This is a genomic window from Chryseobacterium balustinum (assembly GCF_900168205.1).
Classification (GTDB): Bacteria; Bacteroidota; Bacteroidia; order Flavobacteriales; family Weeksellaceae; genus Chryseobacterium; species Chryseobacterium balustinum.
This window is the reverse complement of the sequence record NZ_FUZE01000023.1, coordinates 37,040-57,661: the sequence shown is the minus strand read 5'-3', so window position 1 is coordinate 57,661 and position 20,622 is coordinate 37,040. Positions and strand designations below refer to the sequence as shown.

Genomic DNA, 20,622 nt, shown 5'->3' with positions numbered 1-20,622 from the left:
TGTCCGTAAATTTGCCTAGTAAAGTAAATATCATTTTATTATGGAAATTGTTAATATAAGTAAGCTGATAAAAACCCTTAATCCCGTAAACGGATGTACTGCAGGGTGTGTATATTGCTATGCACGAAAAATTAACAACAGGTTTAAAATCACCCCTGATTTTGCAATCCCGGAGTTTAGCCCGCATCGTTTAAAACAGATCAAGCAAACCAGAAAATCCCAGACCTACTTCATGACAAGTATGAGCGATTTCTCCGATTGGCAGGAAGAGTGGAGAACAATTGTTTTTGATTATATCAAAGATTTTCCACAGCACAACTTTATATTTCTAACAAAATTCCCCGAGCGTATTCATTTTGAGACCGAACTCCAAAATGTATGGATCGGTGCCACCATCACGGCAAAGAATGAAAAACGTAGGATTGATTCACTGAGAAACAATATCAAAGCAAAAAATTATTTTCTCACATTCGAGCCATTACTTAATGATCTTGGAGAGCTTGACTTGCACGACATCAAATGGATTATAATTGGACCAGAAACTGGGAACAGGAAAGGGAAGGTTACTGTTAAAAGAGAATGGGTAGACAATATTATGAGACAGGTGGATCAGCAAAATGTTTCAGTCTTTATGAAAGACAGCCTTGTGTCTGTTCTCAATTCAGATGACATGCGACAGCAATTACCCTTTGATAATCTGGGCGAAAATAAATTAGAAGAGCGGCAGATCTCATTTGATTTCCAATAGCTAAAAGACAAGATGATGTATTTAATATTGACTTGGATCAATATCTAATATTGATCCAAGTCAATCCCAATTGATCAAATTTTGTCATAATTTAGGTCAATCTAAACAACTGAGTATTTTAAATCATTTCAATGAACGAAATTGATTTTTATTTCAGATTAATGATTATTAAAGAGAATATTGTTGAACTTAAATGTTAAATAAAATGGAAATAACAGCAGCTCTTATCAGAGAAAAAGGCGGAAAATTTGGATTAGAAAAAGTCATGATCGATGAGCCACGTGCTGACGAGGTACTGGTGAAAATCGTAGCTACAGGAACATGTCATACAGATATGGCAGTAAGAGACCAGCAGATGGGACCCACTGGTTTCCCTTTTATCCTGGGACACGAGGGAGCGGGAATTGTTGAGAAAGTGGGAGAAAATGTAAAAAATCTGAAATCAGGCGATCATGTTGTACTGACTTTCGGATCATGTGGTGAATGTGAAAACTGTAAAAAAGGTAATCCTGCATATTGTGAAAATCTGATGGGAATGAATTTTTCAGGTTGTCGTTTAGATGGAACACACAACCACTCCAGCCAGAATAAAGATGAACAAATACATGACAATTTTTTCTCGCAGTCGTCTTTTGCAACGTATGCTATATCGCACAAAAGCAATACCATAAAGGTTAGTAAAGATGCGCCGTTGGAAATCTTAGGCCCTTTGGGATGTGGAGTTCAGACCGGAGCAGGAGCTGTCATTAATTCTCTTAAAGTTGCACCTGGCAAGTCAATTGTTATCACTGGCGCTGGTGCAGTCGGATTATCCGCATTGTTGGCGGCAGTTGCTTCTTCGGCAGGAACTATCGTTGCGGTGGACATCAATAATGAAAGATTGGAGTTTGCAAAAGAATTAGGGGCTACACATATTATCAATAGTAAAAATCGGGATGCCGCAGAAGAATTGAGAAAAATTCTGCCTAAAGGATTCGATTACGGATTGGATACTACAGGGCGTAATGAGGTTATCAATACTATCTTGTCTTCTTTAAAACCTTTTGGTGAAATAGGCATATTGGGAGTTGCGACAAAACCGCTTGAAATAGAAATGAATTCTTTTGTATCGAGAGGTATAAAACTTAAGGGAATAGTAGAAGGTGACAGTGTTCCATCAGAATTTATTCCTCAGATGGTCAACATGTATCTTCTTGGACAATTTCCCTTTGATAAACTGATAAAGAAATATAGTTTTCAGGATATTAACCAGGCTATAGCAGATTCCGAAAGTGGCAAGACTATAAAGCCTGTTATCCTCATCGGAGATTTTGAAAAATAGTATTTTCACTTCACCATAAGATTCTTCAAGTTTGTTATTTGATACCAGTTTTATGAAATAAAGACCTTAAAAGGGATATCAGCTAATAAATAGACATAACCTTACATTTTATAAACGGTATAATGAAAACAAAAAGAAATATTGGCGGCTGGTTTGAGATTTATGTAGAAGATATGCAGAGGGCAATGGATTTTTATCTGTATGTTTTTGATGATGTAAACTTCATCGACCTTTCAAAAGGCGACAGTCAAATGCAGATGTTTGAATGGGAGGATCACTTATCCGGAGCGGGAGGCGCATTGGTAAAGATGCAGTTCAATAAACCCTCACCAAATGGAACTGTCATCTACTTCAACTGCGATGACTGTGCTGTTCAGGAGGCCAGAGCCCGTGAAAAGGGTGTGGAGATCGTAGCTCCTAAAACGCAACTTCCCCACTTTGGTTTTTCAGCCCTCTTGAGAGATAGCGAAAATAACACGATTGGGCTATATTCACTTAAATAAAAGAGAATTTTAATCTAACACATTTAAATAAATTGATATGAAACTACAACAAATCAGGAATGCAACTATGGTTGTTAATTATGGAGGGAAAAAATTTTTAATTGATCCTATGTTGGCGGATAAAGGTACATTACCTGCATTTCCACATTCGGCAAGTGGCGACGAGCGAAATAATCCTTTAGTAGAACTCCCAGTATCAATAGATGAACTGGTAAAAGATCTTGATGCAGTTTTTTTAAGCCATCTGCATTATGACCATTATGATGATGCAGCAAAGAAATTTCTACCTAAACATATAAAAATTTATGTTCAGGATGATGCTGATAAAAAAGAAGTGGAATCTTCCGGTTTTACAAATGTTGAAGTACTTAAAAATGGTACTGAGATTGATGGCATTCGATTATTTCAGACCCAGGCTCAGCATGGGTTTGGCGAAACGTTAAACTTAGCAGGAAATGTCCACGGGTTTGTCATGAAGCATAATGAAGAAAAAACGCTGTACTTCATTACAGATTCAGTTTGGTATGAGGGAGTACAACAGGAACTTGAACGACACAGTCCTGATATTGTAGTTGTTAATGGTGGTGACAATCAGTTCGTTGGAAGCGGTCAACTGATTATGGGCAAGGAAGAGATTAAAAAGGTATATGATACTGTTCCAAATGCAACTTTAGTGGTAAGCCATATGGAGGGTGTAAACCATAATACCTTATCTCGAAAAGAACTGAAGCAATATCTTTCGAACGAAAATCTGATTGATAAAGTGTTGGTTCCGGATGACGGGCAACAATATCAGCTTTAGAAATAAAGTACAGATATAAATTTTAGGACTAGATTCTAAGATTAAACAGAAGCTTGTTTGAAATAATTCCGTTTATCATTGTAATTATACATTAGATTATTTTCTCCAATGTAACTAATGTATTGTACTCCGATTATCCCACTTACTGTTAGGTTATGTGGGATTTTTTATATTATGTTTCAGTAAGAACGAGGGTCTCCTACATACCAATATTTTATACACAGGGATTTAATTCCGAAATTTAATACTAGGATTTTAAATCAGTTAATTACTTTTGTTATTTTATGTTTTTTTTTATAATTAATGGTTTAAACTTAACACTGAAGATTGGTAACAGTATTTTCAGGAAAGAACAATAAATTAATGATAACTGTCAAATAATCCAGTCAATAATAATAGATAATTAGTAAAATTAGGACTCATTGAAGATTTTATCGTTGCATAACTTTTTTTATATTATTTTTGGCTCGGCGCAATATTTCTTTATAAAAAGATAACTATATAGCTTCAGCAGATATTTAGAGGCTAGGTTTAGGGTAAGTGCTAATTTTTTAAATAAAATATAGTTACTCTGATAACTAATTAGAATTTATTGAACAATATGAGAGCTTTTCTTGCATGTCTTTTCGGATTACTCTTTTGGGAAATTTCCGCACAGGATGTGTCGGATACGAAGCAGATATTTCAAAAAATAGATTCACAGATCATTTTGAATCCCGTAGAAGCGAGAAATCTTGTTGGTTATGTAAAAAAGAATAATCGGAATAATGAAATTTTAAATAAGTGTAACCGACTTTTAGTTCAGGCTTATTATTATGAGAACAATTATAATGATGCATTTCAGGAAATAATTGAAACTGAAGATCATCAAAATGCGGATGGAGTTATTTTATATCGAAATATCTTATATTCAGCAGGAATTAAGAAATTTAATTTCAGCACAAATTATAAGCAGAATTCTCTATTCAGGATTAATGAAGAAATTTTAACAACAAATGAACTGATTTTACAGGGAGCTCAACATCAGGCACTTCTGAAAATTTCAAATATTCTCGCTAAAATCCCTCATGAAAATCTATATACTTTCAGGGATAGCTTTAGTTTTCTCTTAATCAGTTTGGATGAAAAGAATTGGATAAACAAATTTCCAGAGTTTCGTGTTCAAGTTTTAAAAATTCTTTCTTACTATCCGTCTGATATAGGATTTGACATTTTAAGAAAAAAGTTATTTCCTGCAAATATTTCTAATGAATGGTTAGCAAAAACCAAAATACAAATCAATAATACAACTAATTTTCAACTGCGGACGATCTACTATAATTTTTTGCAAGAGTATTATTTTGTGACAGAAGATGTTTCGAATTATATTCTTACCATAGATCAAAGAGATGAACAAAACAGCAAAAATAATAAATCGATAATTCAGGCACGTTCACAATGGATCTATCTAACTGAAGAAAAGAACAACAACGAATATCTGTTTATAAAAAAAAGAGGTGTTATTATAATCATCAGTATAATTCTTTTATCATGCCTTGTATTGATGATATTGGTTGTCAAAGTACGGCAGGAAAAATTAAAAAATAAAGGCTATCTCTTATTGTCAAATAAGATGAAAGCCAAGTCAGTTAAAAAAAGAGAAACTCAAGTTATTTCGGAAAATGTAAAACTTATTCTTTTAGAAAGGCTGGAAAAATTAGAATCAAAAAATTTCTTTTTAGACCCAAATATTTCTATTCAGACATTGGCTAAAAAGCTTGATTCCAATTCGAAATATGTTTCAGATGTAATCAATACATACAAAGGGAAAAATTTTATTGCGTATATCAACGAGATGAGAATCGAGTACATTAAGCAAAAACTTAATAATGAAGTGGTGTATAGAACTTATAAAATAAAATATTTAGCAGAAGAGAGTGGATTTTCATCTCACAGTGTTTTTTCTTCTGTATTCAAAAGCATCGAAGGCATTTCTCCGGCGCAATACATTCAACTTTTAAAATAATCGAGCCCTTGAACTTTAGATTTGTATATGTTTTCATTTTATTATCCTGCTTTGGCAATATTTATTGTCAGAAGTATGATTCTATTGATGTGAAAAAAGTAGAAAAATCTCTTATTTCTAATCCTGAAAAAGCATATCGGTTAGCTATAAAGATTTATGACAACAGCGATTTGACAGATAATTTCAGAATTCGTCTGTTATTCTCCTTGCTCAATGTTAGCAATCAGACGCAAAGATTTAGTGAGGCAATACGTTACGGAACGGAAGGACTAGATTTGGCTGAAAAATCAAACTATACGGTTTCTCAGGTTAAGTTTTTAGGAACTTTAGGAAATATTTATCAGTCTCTTCAAGCGAATGATAAAGCCAAATACTATCTTAACAAAGCCGAGGATGTTCTTAAAAAAAATAAACTGCCAAATTCCGAACAGCATATTGCTGGCAATATCCTTTATCTGAAAGGTATGAACTATGCCTATACTTTAGATTGTGATATGGCATTGATATATTTCGATCAAGCAATCTCAGCTTTTCGTCCCGCTACAGACCCGTTATCTAAAATGAATATCAAGTTGGCTTATATTAATAAAGCCAATTGTCTGATAGGAATGAATAAGCTGAAAGAAGCAGAACACTACCTTCTACTTTCAAAAATAAATGATTCAGAATTTAAGACTTCATCAGGTATTCCTCGAATGTATTTTGAGATACTTAATCAATCTTATGACTTAGGTACTGCAAAAATCTTAGCACTAAGAAACAATCTTAAGCACTCTAATGAAATTTTGCTTTCCATTTTGGAGCTGAAGGATCAAACAAATATCTCTGACACAGATACGGATATTTGTTTTCAGCTGTCTCAGAATTTTATGAAACTAAAGGAAATGGATAAGAGTCAATTTTACGATTCCCTTTATCATCAGAAAATGGTAGAAAGAAGTAATGTTCAGATTGAGATTTTAAATAACCTGCTCGTACAAGATCAGAAAAATGCTGATCAAAAAATAGAGCAGTATAACAGAAAAATTGTGAAATGGAGTATAGTTTCAATCTTGTTTTCAGCAGTTTTTTCATTGTTTATTGCCCTTACACTAAGGAAAATTAAAAAGGCTAATAGTTTTCTTAAGAGAGACTTGTATAGTTCTGATAATTAATATTTTATATACGTTTTTTTAACTGTAGAATTCAAAGAATATTCATTACATCTGATAGTGTTTTTCATGTTTGTGATGTTTTCGTTTGTTATCATTGTGTCATGGTTTTTTAAGATTATTGAAATTTAAAAAATTAAGATCGAAACGTCTTTTTTTATTAATGAATTTTTTAATCATTGAATCATGTACAAGCGCTTTTCTAAAGGTTCTGTAAATAAGTTTTTTTAAATACAGAAAATTTTGAAGACGATAAATAGTACTTTACCACGAAATTGAGCATTTCTTTTAGTTTTTTTATTAAAAAAATGCTTAAATCAAAGCGATTTTATAAAAGCAAATACACTGCAAAAAGATTTCATTTGTTAAAATTTTCAGGTACTATTTATTGTTAAAAAGCAAAGTAAACTATTTGAAAATTTTTAGAAAAAATATGAAAGCAATCTATTCTTTAGCCGTAAGCCTGCTGGCTTATATTGGTGTATTTGGACAAACGTCAGTTTATACACAAGATTTTGTAACATTTCCCCCTCAAAATTGGTATTTAGGGTATTCATTTGATCCCAATGTAGGAAATGGACCCGAATATGAAGATCAATACAATGTTTACTGGGTACAAAGATCATTTCTAAGCAATCAAACCAACAGCAATCCTTCCATGTCAGTTCAAATATACAGTGGGGGGCTTTCTTCTTGGGCCATAAGCCCAGTAATTGACTTATCTGCCGGAGGATACAGTGTTTCTTTTGATTTCGGATGTGGTGACGGAATCTATTCCATCGATCCTACGGCTGCCCCTTCTCAGTCTCCAACAGATGATATGTTCAAGTTTTTGATTTCTCAAGATAATGGGGCGACTTGGCAAGAGCTTGAAAGCATTGCTTCTCCCAATATTGGAATACCCAATACCAGAACAACAAAAACATACTCACTAAACAGTTATACGAGTGCAACAACTAAGTTTGCATTCTACACCTCTAACGGAACAGATCCTAATTTTGGAGTGGACTATATGCTTTATTTCGATGATTTTAAAGTAACCAACAACAATCTTTCCACTGCGGATACAAAACTTAAAAATAATATGTTTCAGCTATATCCTAATCCTACAAATGGATATGCTTACTTAAAATCTGACAAGAATGTGCAAGTTATTGAAGTTTACGATTTGACGGGGAAACTTATTTCTAAAGGAAAAGAGATTAATTTATCTTCAGCATCTGCAGGAACTTTTTTAGTGAAAGTCCTTTTTATCGACGGAATTATAGCTACAGAGAAAATTATTAAAAAGTAAAGGTCATTAGGAAAGTTGAAACTTCGCTATTGATTGGCTTGTCTTAATATGTAATTAAGAGTGAAAGGATTGATTGATTGATTGATTGATTGATTGATTGATTGATTGATTGATTGATTGATTGATTGATTGATTGATTGATTGATTACGGTTAGTCTCGACTCTTTTTTATTTCAGTATAAGTTGAGCTAAATAGTAGGGTTGTATGTGATTCCAAATTAACCTGCTTCTTATAGCATCTGTAAATTTTCTTAATTGTAATAACTATTATTTAATCTTTAAAAAATTTAAATGAATAATAAAGTAGATAGGATCTTTATATTTTTCCTTTTTTTGTTATGTACAAATGATATGTACTCTCAACAGCAGGTACGTCCTTCTAAGAAAGAAAAAATTTCAGCATTATCAAAAAAAGCAGGAGCATTCATAGATATTAATGCAGCTGCATATCCCGAGTCGGATTATACTCCGACACAATTGGTGAAGGACGTATTGATTTCTTCCGGAGCAAATTCATGTTTTGTACCTAATATTTCAAATGTTCAGGTGAGCCCCAACTTACCTGCAAGTTCTGTCGAAAGATCGTGGGGGTATTTTAACAAGGCTGCAACCAATTTTCCTTTTGATAATGGAATTGTTATTTCAACAGGATATGCAAGTAAAGGGGGAAACGCTGTTGAAAGTGGAACTTTGGGAGATAATATAGGAACTGGAAGCGATCCCGATCTTGTAACAGCAACAAGTCCTACAGGAATATTAAAAGATGCATCTATCCTTGAATTTGATTTTGTGCCGACAACCAATCAGATATCATTTAATTATTTGTTCGCATCAGAAGAATATACCGGATCATTTCCATGTGGATATTCTGATGCATTTGCATTATTAATACGCCCGGTGACTGGAGGTCCGTACACTAACATGGCAATTCTTCCTGCTGGTGGTGGACCTGTGAGTGTAACGAATATTCATCCTGCCAATGAAGATAATGGGGGGCCGTTATCTTGTGGTGCATCCAATGCTGCTTTTTTTGCAGGATATAATGCCACTTCTATTGAAACTAATTTTAACGGTCGAACAATTCCGTTAACAGCCACGGCAACAGTTGTTGCAGGTCAGGCATATCATTTTAAAATGGTAATTGCTGATGCTCTAGATAATAATTATGATTCTGCTGTATTTCTAGAAGGCGGCTCATTTAATATTGGAGTAGAATTATTAGACCCAAATGGTGCCACTTTACCTGACGAGATTAATGTTTGTGATAATGTTCCTCAAGTTCTTACAGCATCTGTTAACGATCCAGCAATGCTCTATCAGTGGTTTTTTAATGGAACTACAATCGCCGGGGCAACTACAAATACAATTACTGCTGTAAACCCAGGAACGTATAAGATTGAGGTAACCGTACCCGGGAATCCATGTCCGGGAACCGCTTCAATAACTATATTTGGTGGAATTACGCCGATTGCACAAAATGCTACATTTCTCCTGTGTGCTACACCTGATAGAATGAATTTTGATTTGAATGCAGCAAAACCATTAATCAGCCCAACTCCAACTGCTGTTTTTCGTTTTTATGAAACACAGGTTGATGCTATTGCTCAAAACAACAGTTTTATCACCAATATCTCAAACTATAATGGATCAGACGGACAGATTCTTTTTGTCGTAGTATCGGATGGTAGTTTTTGCAGTAAGATGATTGAACTGACATTACACAAATCTGTCACTCCGGTAGCCAGTATATCATCATCAAGAATCAGAATTTGTGCGGGTGAATCAGTGACACTTACTGCGACAGGTGGTACATTTTACAACTGGGATAATTTTGGGGGAGCAGGCAATACACAGACTGTGACGCTGTTTCAAACTACCAGTTTTTCGGTATATGCAGTTGGTAATTATGGCTGTCAATCTGCATTACCTGCTACAATTACCATAGAGGTCATTCCTGCGATTACTTCTCAGCTTCAAAATGTAGAGATGTGTATAGGAGACTCTATAGAATTAGATGCAGGATCCGGATTGAATTACACTTACTTATGGAATACGGGAGCTACGTCCCAGAAGATTATTGCCGATCAGCTTGGAATCTATACCGTAACGATTAATAATGGAATATGCTCAAAAGACTTTACGGTAAGCGTAAGTGCCGCTGCATCTCCTTATTTTACCCATGTAGCTTATGAGAATAATACGATAACAGCTACCACAACAAACCCTACGATTAACAATATCGTAAGAGATTTGGAATATTCAATAAACGGGCAAATATGGCAAACATCAAATGTTTTTACAAATCTTTCAAATAATACGAATTATACGCTTTATGTCAGAACGGTAGGAACTAGATGTGTAGGTACTTTAGAATTTTTTACGCTTCAAATAATCAATGTAATCACTCCTAATGATGATGGCTTCAATGATGTTATTGATTTAAGAAAATTGACCAGTTTCAGAAATTTCTCAGGTTCTGTCTTTAACCGTTACGGTACCGAGGTATTCAAATTTTCTGAAGTAACACCTGTCTGGAATGGTACTATCGGAGGAAGAAAATTGCCTACTGCTACGTATTGGTACAGAATAGGTTTTGAATATGAAAAATCAAAAACACAATTTCAGCAAAGTGGCTGGATTATGTTGAAAAACAGAGAATGATCTTAAGAATAGTTTTTTATATAAGTAAAAATGATTAGTAGTAGTTTGGTTAAGTCTAACTTTTCTAAGATGAGCTTTTTTTAAGTAGAGTTTTAAAGATCTCAGGTATTGAAAAGTTAGTTAATGAGGGCCGGAAGATTTTCTTTCGGCCTTTCATAAAGCAGGTGGGGGATTTTCTTCAGGGCATGTAGTGTACTATAACAAAAAAACTGAGTGTCGATATTGTTACATTAAATGCCTTTACTGATTCCTTTTGAATCGTGAAATTTTTCTATTCACCATTTGTTTACAAATTTTACAATTACAATTTTAAGTGCGGATGTTTTCAAGATTAAATAATTAATTCCACAATAATATTAATATCATACTTATTGGATATATTTTCAAGCATTTTAGAAATATTTATTTTTATGATGCTTGTATCAGAAGATTAGTATTTAAATTAAAAGATATTTTAAATTTTTAGTCTTAAAATGTCCATTCATATTAAATCGATAAATTAATTGCTTAATGAAATTTTAAAGAATAGATTATGTCTAGAAAAATTGTACGAGGTTCTATTAGGAATAAAGAAAAAACCAAACAAAAAATACTGAGAGCAGTCGGGAAAATTTTGAGAACTAAAGGTTATTTAGAATTAACGGTCAGTAAAATAGCATTAGTTGCCGGATTTGATAAAAAATTAATATATGAATACTTCGGAAGTACTGATAACCTTATTGATGAGTATATCAGAATGAAGGATTACTGGAGTGTAATAGACGAAAAAAAGATTGATGTAGACCTTCCAGCATCTGAAAAAGATCTTTTAGAATTGGCTTTGCTTAAACAGTTTGAAGGTATAAGGAAAAATAAAGAATTACAGAAGATCATGCTTTGGCAACTTTCTGAGAACCGTCCTATTCTTGCAGAATTATATGAACAGCGAGAAGAAGTTGGTCAAGGCCTGTATCTAAATAGTACAGAATCGAATTTTGATGAAAAATCTGAAGAATATAGAGCGTCAATAGCTATAGTTCTTGCGGGAATTTATCACTTAAACCTTAGTACTGTAACAAAACACAGTAATTTTTTGGGTTTTGATTTAACTTCTGAGGATGACAGAAGGAAAATTGAGAAAGCGATCAGTGATATATCATCTTATGCGCATCAGATTATCTAACTTTTATCTACAATATTTTTAGAATACATATCTAAACTTATTCATTAATTTAGCCGATATCTTGTAGAGGATTTTCTCTTGATAACATATATGAATTGATAAATTTTAATTAGTTAAAAAGTTTTAGAAAAAGAAACTGTACCATTATCAAGATCTCTTTACCAAAAAATATTTTATACTTGCAGCCTTGGAATATTGAAATTCAGACTTCTTCTACATTCTAATCAAAAGCGATTGTATTATTAACTTTAATATAAATTAATTCCCTCTATATGTAGAATATCCATAGGCAGAAAGCGTGATTGGAACATGATAATGATTTTTATCTTTGATTTGAAAAACAACTTCTATAAAAGGATAAAAACTTTCCGTATTATTACTCTTAAAGTATGGACTCGTAAAATATGTCAGCTTGTAAATACCTAAATTAGATTTATCGGAAGGCAGAAAATCTGAAATTCTCCCGTTTGAATCTGTAATTTTTTCTTCAACGAAGTTCCATGATTTAGATTTGTCATTATACTTTTCCAATTTGATGGATACTCCTACAGCAGGTGAGCCTTTGGAAATATCCAAAATATGACTTGAGAGTTGATGATTGTTACTTTGAGCAAAAATTGCTGTTGAAAAAATAGAGAAAATGAATATTAATATTAATGTTTTCATGTGTAAAGTTGATTAGATTTATTTTTTTATGAATCTCAAAAATAAAGCCAAATCCCTTAGTAAAGTTTTGACTACAAGTTAAGTCAAGACATCGTCAAAAGCAATTTTCTAGCTTTGAAGTGAAGAATATTTATACTCAGCAATGTATTGGTTGGATAGTGGAAATGTAATATTGCCAATTAATTAATATTCTTTATAATTACTTAATTTAAAGATGGTGTACCGTAGTTTCTGCTTCATAAGTTCCCGATACAGGATTTTTTATGGAATTGAGCAATTGTGTTGCAGCAAAGGTTCCCATTTCATATCCGTCATTTATTTGATATTCGTACGTTTCATCAAGATATTTTGGTAAAGTGCCCTCACTTATCGAAACCACTTTTTTGTTGGTATTATTCAGGCTTCTTTTAATTAATGAGCTATGTAGTCCCATCAGTGTTTCATCACTCATGGCAAAAAAACCATCGATAGAATCGTCATTCAGTATTATATCTAATTTTTCCTTTACGAAATCAGTGGAGTTGCAATAAATAATGTTTAGGGTAACTCCAGGAAATTGTTTAATTCGATTTTCAAATGAAACCAATCTGCTTTGTGTAATTTCTAAATTTTCGTCACCAAAGATGGCGAGTATATTTTTGCATCCATGATTAATTAATTTATCGGCGCACAATTCAGCATTTTTAACGTTATCAAAAACTATAGATTGGAAAATGTTTTGAGAAACGGTTTTGTCAAAAATAATGGTCGGAATTTCCATTTCCTTCAGTTTTTTTAAATGCTCACTATCCTTCGTTTCATTAGTCAGGGAAATTAAAATACCATCTACTCTAGAATTAATGCAGGTTTCCAGATGTTCCTTTTCAGTTTCAAATGAATCATTCGATGATAATATGAAAAAATGATAACCTTCTTTGTTCAGTACTGACGAGATACCGTTGATGATCGATGGTATGAAGAACATTGTTATTTCAGGAACAATAAGACCAATAACTTTTGATGATTTCTTCCTGAAATTAACAGCAAAATCATTAGGAACGTAATTAAAGGTTTCAGCAGCCTCTTTTACTTTCATTTTCACAGCATTACTAATGTCAGGATGATCCTTCAGGGCTCTTGAAACTGTAGATGTACTGATTTGAAGCATTTCAGCAAGGTCTTTTAGGGTAGTTCTTCTCATTTTGAAGTATCACGTCAATTATTGGGATAATTTAAGCATATTTTACGAATTCATTTTGTTAATATTTGTTAAATAATCACCTTTAATTTGTTAATGAAAAGTTAATTTTTAGAAAAGTTATCAACTGCAAACGTTTGCGCAAACGTTTGATATTGTCCATCTGTTAACAATCCGTTTAAATCACTTTTTTGATGTCTTAAAAAAAATACTTTTGAGACATAACAAAAAACTCAACAGAATTATGGAATCACAGCTCATAAAAAAATTACTGGTTTTCGGGACGATGAATATGGCAGCATTCATGTTTTCTCAGTCAGCAATAACTGACACTATATCTCCAAGAAGTAAAACAATCGATGAGGTAGTCATTACAGGAAATTCAAATCCAAAAGCTTCTATTAAAACAAGCACGTCCATTTCAACCTTGAAGTCAGCCGATATTATTAATTCAGCGCCAAGAACTACCGCTGAAATTTTCAGAACAATTCCGGGAATTCGTGCAGAATCTTCAGGAGGCGAGGGAAATTCAAATATTACAGTGAGAGGGGTTCCTGTTTCTGCGGGAGGTTCAAGATATTTATTGATTCAGGAAGATGGTCTTCCGGTCATGCAGTTTGGAGATATTGCTTTTGGAACTCAGGATCAATTTACAAGATTTGACTCTTTTGTATCCCGTGTTGAAGCTTTAAGAGGAGGTTCTGCATCTGTATTTGCATCCAATTCACCAGCGGGGATCATTAACTTTATCACGAAAACAGGTGAAAAAGAAGGAGGAAGCATTACCCAGCAGGTAGGATTGAATTATAAAAACTACAGGACAGATATCGATTATGGAACACCACTTGGTAAAGATTTCTACATCGGTGTAGGCGGATTTTACAGGGGAGGGGATGGACCGAGAAAAACTGGTTACACTTCTAATAACGGTGGGCAATTTCGTTTGTCTTTATTAAAGAAATTCGAAAAGGGAAGCATCAGGATTTATGGTAAATATCTGGACGACCGTACTGCAGCTTACATGCCGATGCCTATTGCGGTTTCGGGATCAGATTCAAATCCTGATTATAGCTCTTTAAACAACTATGATATTTTAACAGGTGCCTTGCAGTCTTCCAATTTTAAAAATGATGTTACGCTGGGTGCAAACGGACAAATTTTAAAAAGTGATATTCGTGACGGAATGCATTCAGTCTCAAAAACCGTTGGAGGCGAGTTTAACTACGACTTCGGGTCTGGCTGGAAACTGGATGCCAAAGCAAAATATGCTGCCAATGATGGTCAATTTTTGGCTCCGTTTCCTGCTTCTGTTGGGAGCAAGCCCGAAATTTTGGAATCTGTTACAGGATATGGGAGTGCAGTATATGCAGGAACAAATACCGCAGTTGATAGCAATGCAAAATACATGAAAACCGTTTTGTTCAACACCAAAATGAATAATCTTAATAATTTCTTCAGTGACATCAATATCAGCAAAAAATGGAGTAAGGTGAAAATGAATGCAGGTGTATACAACAGTTCTCAAAACATCAATATTTCGTGGAACTGGAATACGTACCTGATGGAAGTTTCTGATAACAACGCCAGATTGGTTGATATTGTCAGTAATACAGGAACAAAAATTACAGACAACGGACTTCTGAATTACGGTGTTCCGGCCTTTGGGGGAGTTAACAGGAATTATGATACGAAATATTCGGTGATTGCACCACACGCTCAGATAGAAATAAATCCAATAGAAAAATTAACGTTGGATCTTGGTGCAAGATATGATTTTGGAAATGTATCGGGAAGTTTTTCAGGAACACAGAATACCACAAGAGCAATAGATATTAATCAAAATGGAACTTTGGAAACTCCGGAACTGGCAGTTGAAGTGGTAAACGGAACCGTTCCTGTGGATTACACATATGGTATTCTTGGATATTCATTTGGAGCAAATTATGCTTTAAATTCCCGTAATGCAGTTTTTGCAAGAGTAAGCCAGGGCGGAAGTGCCTCCGCAGACAGAATTCTTTTTGCTGGCTACAATTATACGAATAATGATGATCCTGCTTTAGATGCGGTGAAAGTTAATAAATTGAATCAGATTGAAGTAGGGTATAAATTAAGAGGTTCAAACTATTTCCTGAATACGACTTTGTTTCAGGCTAAAACGATCGAAGCAAATTATGAAGCAACTACACAGCTTAGAACTGAAAATAAATATGAGTCTTTTGGAGTCGAGTTAGACGGATTTTACAAGATCAATAAAAATTTTGACATCAAAGCCGGATTAACTTATACACACGCCGAAATTAAAAACGCAATTGATCAGACCATTATTGGTAATATGCCAAGAAGAACTCCGAAATTGATGTATTCTTTCAACCCGAATGTGAATATTGAAAAATTAAGCTTTGGTTTCTTCGCAGTCGGATCTACAAAAGCATTTACTCAGGATAGCAATAAACTGATCATGCCGGGTTATGTGATTGTAAATCCATATATTTCTTACAGGTTGTTGAAGAATTTAACGGTGAATGTTAATGCCAACAATGTATTCAATGCATTGGCAATAACAGAGGCAGAAGAAGGAAGCATGCAGGGAACCAACGGAATTGTAAGAGCAAGAACACTTCCGGGAAGAACTATAGGCGCAAGTGTAAAATTTGATTTCTAGTAACAAGTTTTCAGATCTTGATTAAATCTTATCAGAAGTAATGAATTAAATGGTAAACTAACAGCATGCTTTACTGTTAGTTTACTTAATCAAATGATATAAAAAAATATGTTTACAAAAAAAGCCATAAACGTCATCGAGCAGGCAATTTCAGATCAGGGCATTCTTGCATCTTCTGAAAAGAAAGACAATTATGCGAGAGTCTGGTCAAGAGATTCCATGATGACAGGAATTACGGGGATTTTAATCAAAAACGAAATGATCGTTGATGGTTTAGAAAGATCAATAATAACCCTTGCAGATCATCAGTGGGAGAACGGACAGATTCCATCCAATGTTTATGGAGATAAAGCAAGTTATGGGACGCTTGTCGGGAGAACAGATGCAACAATCTGGTGGATCATCGGAGCTTGTGAATATATTGCATATTCTAAAGACGAAGTCCTGAAAGAAACTTTGAAGGATAAAATTTATAAGGCATTTTCATGTCTGAAAACATGGGAATTTAATCAGCGAGGCCTTTTGTACAGTCCGTTAGGTGGAAATTGGGCAGACGAATATGTTACATCTGGATATGTTTTGTATGACAATGTTCTTAGGTATTGGGCTCTTAAAAATACAGCGGAATTATATGTAGACGAAAATCTTAAATCTCTTGCCGAAACAATAAAAAAACTGATTGAAAATAATTTCAGAAAGAATAGTTCTGATGAAAGCAAATATCATCAAACTGCCTATCAGAAAGCCAAAGAAAAACCTTACTTCTGGGCATCCCTTAATGCCAACGGCTATGACGAACGCTTTGACCTGGCAGGAAATGCTTTAGCGATCTTTCTGGGATTTGATATAGATATGGATGGTTTTAATCAGTTTTTAGAACAATTGAGTAAAGAGTTTAAGCATTGGATGCTTCCAGTTTTTTATCCGATTATATTTCCAAAGGATGCTGATTGGAATTTATTGGAAAATAACTACAGCTATGATTTCAAAAATCATCCGTATCAATTCCACAACGGAGGTTCGTGGCCTATCTACCTCGGTTGGCTTTCGCTCGGATTGAAGAAAAGAGGATATGATAAAATTCCCGAAAAAATTCTCAGCCAATATGAAAATCTTCTGACAGAAAAGGGCTCAAGTTTCAAAGAGTATTATTCTACGGATCAGTTGATTCCTTCAGGAACAGATCAATTGTGCTTTTCTGCTTCCGGCTATCTTCTAATGAAGATGTAGAGAGAAAGAACAATCAAGTGTAAACAAAAACTATTTATTTTAAAAGATATTAAAGATGATCGGAGATGTAATTAATTTGGAAGAGAAGCATTTGACTACTGCTGAAAATATTTACGAAATTTTAAAACAAAATAATAGTCATACTAAAAAATGGGCTGTTGGAATATGCGGTGAAAGTGGTAGTGGAAAATCGGTCACTGCTTTTGCTTTGAAAAAGGTTTTGGAAGAAAATGGTATAAAAAGCTTAGTCATTCAGATGGATGATTACTTTAAATTTCCGCCGAAAACCAACCACGAGAACAGACAGAAAAGTCTGGACAATGTTGGGATGCACGAAGTCAATTTAGTTGTGATTCAGGAAAATATTAATGAATTTAAAAGTGGAAAATATTCTATTGAAAAACCTTTGGTGCATTATCAGAACAACTCTGTTTCTCAGGAAATTTTGGATACTAAAGACGTTCAGGTTCTAATTATTGAAGGTACTTATGTATTGAGCATTGAAGACTTTGATTTCAGTATTTTTATCGATCGCAATTATAAGGATACTTATGAAAACCGAATGAAAAGAAACCGTGATGAGCAGAGTGATTTTGTGGAGAAGGTTCTGGATATTGAGCATCAGATCATTCGCCAATTCAAATATAAGGCAGATATCTTGCTTGGAAAAAATTACCAAATTGTAAAGCCATAAATCATGAATAAGAAAATAATTCCTAAGCTCAGTTTTTGGCAGATCTGGAATATGAATGTCGGTTTTTTCGGGATTCAGTACAGTTTTGGGCTTCAACAGACCGCTGTAAATCCTTTATATTCCTTCTTGGGGGCTCATGCAGATCAGCTTCCTATTCTTAATTTGGCTGGTCCTGTCACAGGATTATTGATTCAGCCTTTGATCGGAGCGATAAGCGACAAAACGTGGAGTGTAAAATGGGGGCGTAGAAAACCTTTCTTTTTGTTGGGTGCTATATTTTGCAGTTTGGCATTGTTTATTTTTCCATTCAGTTCCTCGATATGGATGGCAGTAGGATTATTATGGATTTTGGATGCCGCAAACAATACAGCAATGGAGCCTTACAGAGCTTTTATCGGAGATAAACTTCCAGAGGAGCAGCAAACTTATGGTTTTCAGATGCAAAGTTTATTTGTAGGTGGCGGAATTACGCTGGCTAACCTCTCTCTGTTTGTTTTTCAAAAATATTTTGGCGGAAGTTCTGAATCAGGAGGTATCCCTGCATGGGTTTATTATTCGTTTTTCTTAGGATCTTTCTGTTCGATTGCATCCGTGGTATGGTCGGTTTATAAAACCCCCGAAATTCCTCCTACCGAGGAAGAACTGATTAAGCTAAATGCAGATAAAGAAAATAATACGATTTTCACACCTTTCGTTGATATTTTTACGGCTATTATAAAAATGCCGAGAATACTTTGGCAGTTGGCACTGGTTTATTTGTTTCAGTGGTATGCGCTTTTCTGTTACTGGCAGTTTGCAACGCCGATGATTAAACAGACTTTATATCATGTTTCTGAGAATGATGAACAAAAGGCAAATTATTTTATTGAACTTTCAAAAAATGGACTTTCAGTATCACAGAATGACATGTCTTGGGCTAAAAACATTCTTTATTTGGTAGAAAAGGCTGTAGGTCAGACGGGACTGATGAATGGTTTTTATAATTTCATCACCATGATTTCAGCGTTGCTACTCATTCCTTTGGCACTAAAATACTCTTCGAAAAATGTGTATGTTTTTTGTCTTTTTGCTACAGGAATTGCCCTGATGATTTTACCGTTCATCAATAATGAATATTTAATATTATTACCGATGGTTCTTTTTGGAATTGGCTGGGCTGCAATGATGGGATTGCCTTATTCAATGGTTTCTCCTTCAATACCTGCAGAAAAAAGAGGTGTTTACATGGGGGTTATCAATATGATGATTGTTATTCCTATGTTAATACAGACTGTTTCATTTGGTTTTATCTACAAGAATCTTCTAGGTAGTAATCCTTCAAACGCAATTATGCTGGCTGGATTTTTATTTCTATTGGCTTCACTTTCAGTAACGTTCATGAAAATCAAAAAAAATAGATTTTTTGCCTGTAAGGTGCTTAATAAATCACAGTGACTTTTTGCAAGCCTGAATGATAATCCCCTTAAAAAGTTAGAAACGTCTTGAAGTTCATTGAAATTTTAATCATCCTTCTTCTCTTGGTATAAAACAGCTGATCTGGTTCCTTCCTATGAAACTTGAAGCTCTCCGAAATCAGCTGGTTTTGTTTATTTACTTGTTCAAAATAATCAATAGTACATTACAAAAATGTTATTTTCACTTCATAAGCTTTTATCGAAATAGATTAATTATTATTTTTATTACTTAAGAAATAAGACACAAGATTGTTATATGTATATTGTTCACACAGTTACTTTTTCAAAATCTTCAGTGTTTTAAAACCATCCTTAAATGTTAAAGTAACCAAATAGCTTCCAGCGGGAAAATGTAAAAAATCTAATTTGATATTTTTTTCTTCTGTTAGGTCTTTGTCTAAAAGTAGTTTTCCTGCAATATCATACACCTTATATCCTGTAATACTTTTGTTCGATGATATATTTAAATCGCTATGAACGGGATTAGGATAATATTTGAGATCCATATCCTTGGGCATTTCATTTACCGAAAGATTGTTATTGATAATTTCAACAGTATAATCTCGCGTTTCGCCGGAACCGAAACTACTGCAAGCATTATTTCCAGATATTGTGCTTCCATAAGCCCTTGTTCTTATTCTCATTTTAATACTTCCGGATGGGGCAGTTGCCGGTATAGCCAAAGAAGTGATGTTCTGGGTATTCATAGAATTGACCAATACGGTAAACTCATTGGGTTCGAAAACATTGTTGTTATTGTAATCAAGCCATACCCCAATAATGGCTTCGGAAGATGTAGAAGTATACAAATTATACGACTGACCTGCCGTGAGTTGTGCGGTTGTATTTCCATTGGCAGGATATTCGTGGTAAAATGCAGTTAATCCTGAAAAAGTATTATGATCCAATGCAGTACTTTCAATTTTAAAAGTAATGAAAGCTGGGTCAATATCACCTCCAAGATTACTTGTACAGATCGATTGGGCTTGGTGAAAAAGGCTTACCAATAGTAAGCTGAATGTTAAAGATAATTTCATAGGTTTAAAATATATATTTATTAATATGTATGACTTTTTTGAGTTTTTCGATGTT

Annotated in this window: 16 protein-coding genes; 13 read left to right on the top strand and 3 right to left on the bottom strand. The window is 34.0% G+C overall.

Annotation, left to right across the window (positions count from 1 at the left end; all coding sequences use genetic code 11):
• Positions 1–40 precede the first annotated feature (40 nt).
• The 9 genes from B5X64_RS18860 to B5X64_RS18820 all read left to right on the top strand — a co-directional run bounded on the left by B5X64_RS18860 (position 41) and on the right by B5X64_RS18820 (position 11,647).
• Positions 41–748: a DUF5131 family protein gene (locus B5X64_RS18860; protein ID WP_079466714.1), complete on the top strand. Its 708-nt coding sequence runs from the start codon at positions 41–43 to the stop codon at positions 746–748.
• Positions 749–953: 205 nt separating this feature from the next.
• A complete protein-coding gene (locus tag B5X64_RS18855) occupies positions 954–2,069 on the top strand; it encodes an NAD(P)-dependent alcohol dehydrogenase (protein ID WP_228419015.1) in 1,116 nt (371 codons plus the stop codon).
• Between the two features lie 122 nt (positions 2,070–2,191).
• Positions 2,192–2,572: a VOC family protein gene (locus B5X64_RS18850; RefSeq protein ID WP_079466712.1), complete on the top strand. Its 381-nt coding sequence runs from the start codon at positions 2,192–2,194 to the stop codon at positions 2,570–2,572.
• A 37-nt stretch (positions 2,573–2,609) separates the two neighbouring features.
• Entirely contained in the window at positions 2,610–3,374 is a 765-nt protein-coding gene (locus B5X64_RS18845; protein ID WP_079466711.1) for an MBL fold metallo-hydrolase, read from the top strand.
• A gap of 601 nt (positions 3,375–3,975) precedes the next feature.
• The gene (locus B5X64_RS18840; RefSeq protein ID WP_079466710.1) at positions 3,976–5,379 is read left to right on the top strand and encodes a helix-turn-helix domain-containing protein; all 1,404 of its coding nucleotides are present in this window, start codon (positions 3,976–3,978) and stop codon (positions 5,377–5,379) included.
• Between the two features lie 8 nt (positions 5,380–5,387).
• Entirely contained in the window at positions 5,388–6,533 is a 1,146-nt protein-coding gene (locus tag B5X64_RS18835) for a hypothetical protein (protein ID WP_123920717.1), read from the top strand.
• A 430-nt stretch (positions 6,534–6,963) separates the two neighbouring features.
• Positions 6,964–7,824, top strand: coding sequence for a T9SS type A sorting domain-containing protein (locus B5X64_RS18830; RefSeq protein WP_123920718.1), 861 nt, complete (start codon positions 6,964–6,966; stop codon positions 7,822–7,824).
• A gap of 351 nt (positions 7,825–8,175) precedes the next feature.
• Positions 8,176–10,485, top strand: a complete 2,310-nt coding sequence (locus B5X64_RS18825; RefSeq protein WP_228419013.1) for a choice-of-anchor L domain-containing protein — start codon at positions 8,176–8,178, stop codon at positions 10,483–10,485.
• Between the two features lie 532 nt (positions 10,486–11,017).
• A complete protein-coding gene (locus B5X64_RS18820) occupies positions 11,018–11,647 on the top strand; it encodes a TetR/AcrR family transcriptional regulator (RefSeq protein ID WP_079466706.1) in 630 nt (209 codons plus the stop codon).
• A 258-nt stretch (positions 11,648–11,905) separates the two neighbouring features.
• Here B5X64_RS18820 and uraH read toward each other — a convergent pair whose 3' ends face one another.
• Together uraH and B5X64_RS18810 are read right to left on the bottom strand one after the other, a co-directional pair.
• Positions 11,906–12,313, bottom strand: coding sequence for a hydroxyisourate hydrolase (uraH, locus tag B5X64_RS18815; protein WP_079466705.1), 408 nt, complete (start codon positions 12,311–12,313; stop codon positions 11,906–11,908).
• A 208-nt stretch (positions 12,314–12,521) separates the two neighbouring features.
• On the bottom strand, positions 12,522–13,493 hold the full coding sequence (locus B5X64_RS18810) for a LacI family DNA-binding transcriptional regulator (RefSeq protein ID WP_079466704.1): 972 nt from the start codon (positions 13,491–13,493) through the stop codon (positions 12,522–12,524).
• Positions 13,494–13,734: 241 nt separating this feature from the next.
• Here B5X64_RS18810 and B5X64_RS18805 point away from each other — a divergent pair, with 241 nt between their 5' ends.
• The 4 genes from B5X64_RS18805 (at position 13,735) to B5X64_RS18790 (ending at position 19,510) form a co-directional block, all read left to right on the top strand.
• Positions 13,735–16,152: a TonB-dependent receptor gene (locus tag B5X64_RS18805; protein WP_079466703.1), complete on the top strand. Its 2,418-nt coding sequence runs from the start codon at positions 13,735–13,737 to the stop codon at positions 16,150–16,152.
• Positions 16,153–16,260: 108 nt separating this feature from the next.
• Entirely contained in the window at positions 16,261–17,382 is a 1,122-nt protein-coding gene (locus B5X64_RS18800) for a glycoside hydrolase 100 family protein (protein ID WP_079466702.1), read from the top strand.
• Positions 17,383–17,437: 55 nt separating this feature from the next.
• A complete protein-coding gene (locus B5X64_RS18795; RefSeq protein WP_079466700.1) occupies positions 17,438–18,076 on the top strand; it encodes a uridine kinase family protein in 639 nt (212 codons plus the stop codon).
• A 3-nt stretch (positions 18,077–18,079) separates the two neighbouring features.
• Positions 18,080–19,510, top strand: a complete 1,431-nt coding sequence (locus B5X64_RS18790; RefSeq protein WP_079466699.1) for an MFS transporter — start codon at positions 18,080–18,082, stop codon at positions 19,508–19,510.
• 295 nt (positions 19,511–19,805) lie between these two features.
• Here the strand turns inward: B5X64_RS18790 and B5X64_RS18785 are convergent, their stop codons facing one another.
• Positions 19,806–20,567 carry a GEVED domain-containing protein gene (locus tag B5X64_RS18785; protein ID WP_164463390.1) on the bottom strand — a complete coding sequence of 254 codons (762 nt, stop codon included), beginning with the start codon at positions 20,565–20,567 and terminating at the stop codon, positions 19,806–19,808.
• Positions 20,568–20,622 lie beyond the last annotated feature (55 nt).

What these genes read in the sequence shown, in the direction of transcription:
- B5X64_RS18800 (WP_079466702.1), top strand. Translation starts at nt 16,261, where the DNA reads ATGTTTACAAAAAAAGCCATAAACGTCATCGAGCAGGCAATTTCAGAT.
- B5X64_RS18790 (WP_079466699.1), top strand. Translation starts at nt 18,080, where the DNA reads ATGAATAAGAAAATAATTCCTAAGCTCAGTTTTTGGCAGATCTGGAAT.
- B5X64_RS18860 (WP_079466714.1), top strand. Translation starts at nt 41, where the DNA reads ATGGAAATTGTTAATATAAGTAAGCTGATAAAAACCCTTAATCCCGTA.
- B5X64_RS18795 (WP_079466700.1), top strand. Translation starts at nt 17,438, where the DNA reads ATGATCGGAGATGTAATTAATTTGGAAGAGAAGCATTTGACTACTGCT.
- B5X64_RS18855 (WP_228419015.1), top strand. Translation starts at nt 954, where the DNA reads ATGGAAATAACAGCAGCTCTTATCAGAGAAAAAGGCGGAAAATTTGGA.
- B5X64_RS18830 (WP_123920718.1), top strand. Translation starts at nt 6,964, where the DNA reads ATGAAAGCAATCTATTCTTTAGCCGTAAGCCTGCTGGCTTATATTGGT.
- B5X64_RS18840 (WP_079466710.1), top strand. Translation starts at nt 3,976, where the DNA reads ATGAGAGCTTTTCTTGCATGTCTTTTCGGATTACTCTTTTGGGAAATT.
- B5X64_RS18845 (WP_079466711.1), top strand. Translation starts at nt 2,610, where the DNA reads ATGAAACTACAACAAATCAGGAATGCAACTATGGTTGTTAATTATGGA.
- B5X64_RS18850 (WP_079466712.1), top strand. Translation starts at nt 2,192, where the DNA reads ATGAAAACAAAAAGAAATATTGGCGGCTGGTTTGAGATTTATGTAGAA.
- B5X64_RS18810 (WP_079466704.1), bottom strand. Translation starts at nt 13,493, where the DNA reads ATGAGAAGAACTACCCTAAAAGACCTTGCTGAAATGCTTCAAATCAGT.
- B5X64_RS18820 (WP_079466706.1), top strand. Translation starts at nt 11,018, where the DNA reads ATGTCTAGAAAAATTGTACGAGGTTCTATTAGGAATAAAGAAAAAACC.
- B5X64_RS18785 (WP_164463390.1), bottom strand. Translation starts at nt 20,567, where the DNA reads ATGAAATTATCTTTAACATTCAGCTTACTATTGGTAAGCCTTTTTCAC.
- B5X64_RS18825 (WP_228419013.1), top strand. Translation starts at nt 8,176, where the DNA reads ATGTACTCTCAACAGCAGGTACGTCCTTCTAAGAAAGAAAAAATTTCA.
- B5X64_RS18805 (WP_079466703.1), top strand. Translation starts at nt 13,735, where the DNA reads ATGGAATCACAGCTCATAAAAAAATTACTGGTTTTCGGGACGATGAAT.
- uraH (WP_079466705.1), bottom strand. Translation starts at nt 12,313, where the DNA reads ATGAAAACATTAATATTAATATTCATTTTCTCTATTTTTTCAACAGCA.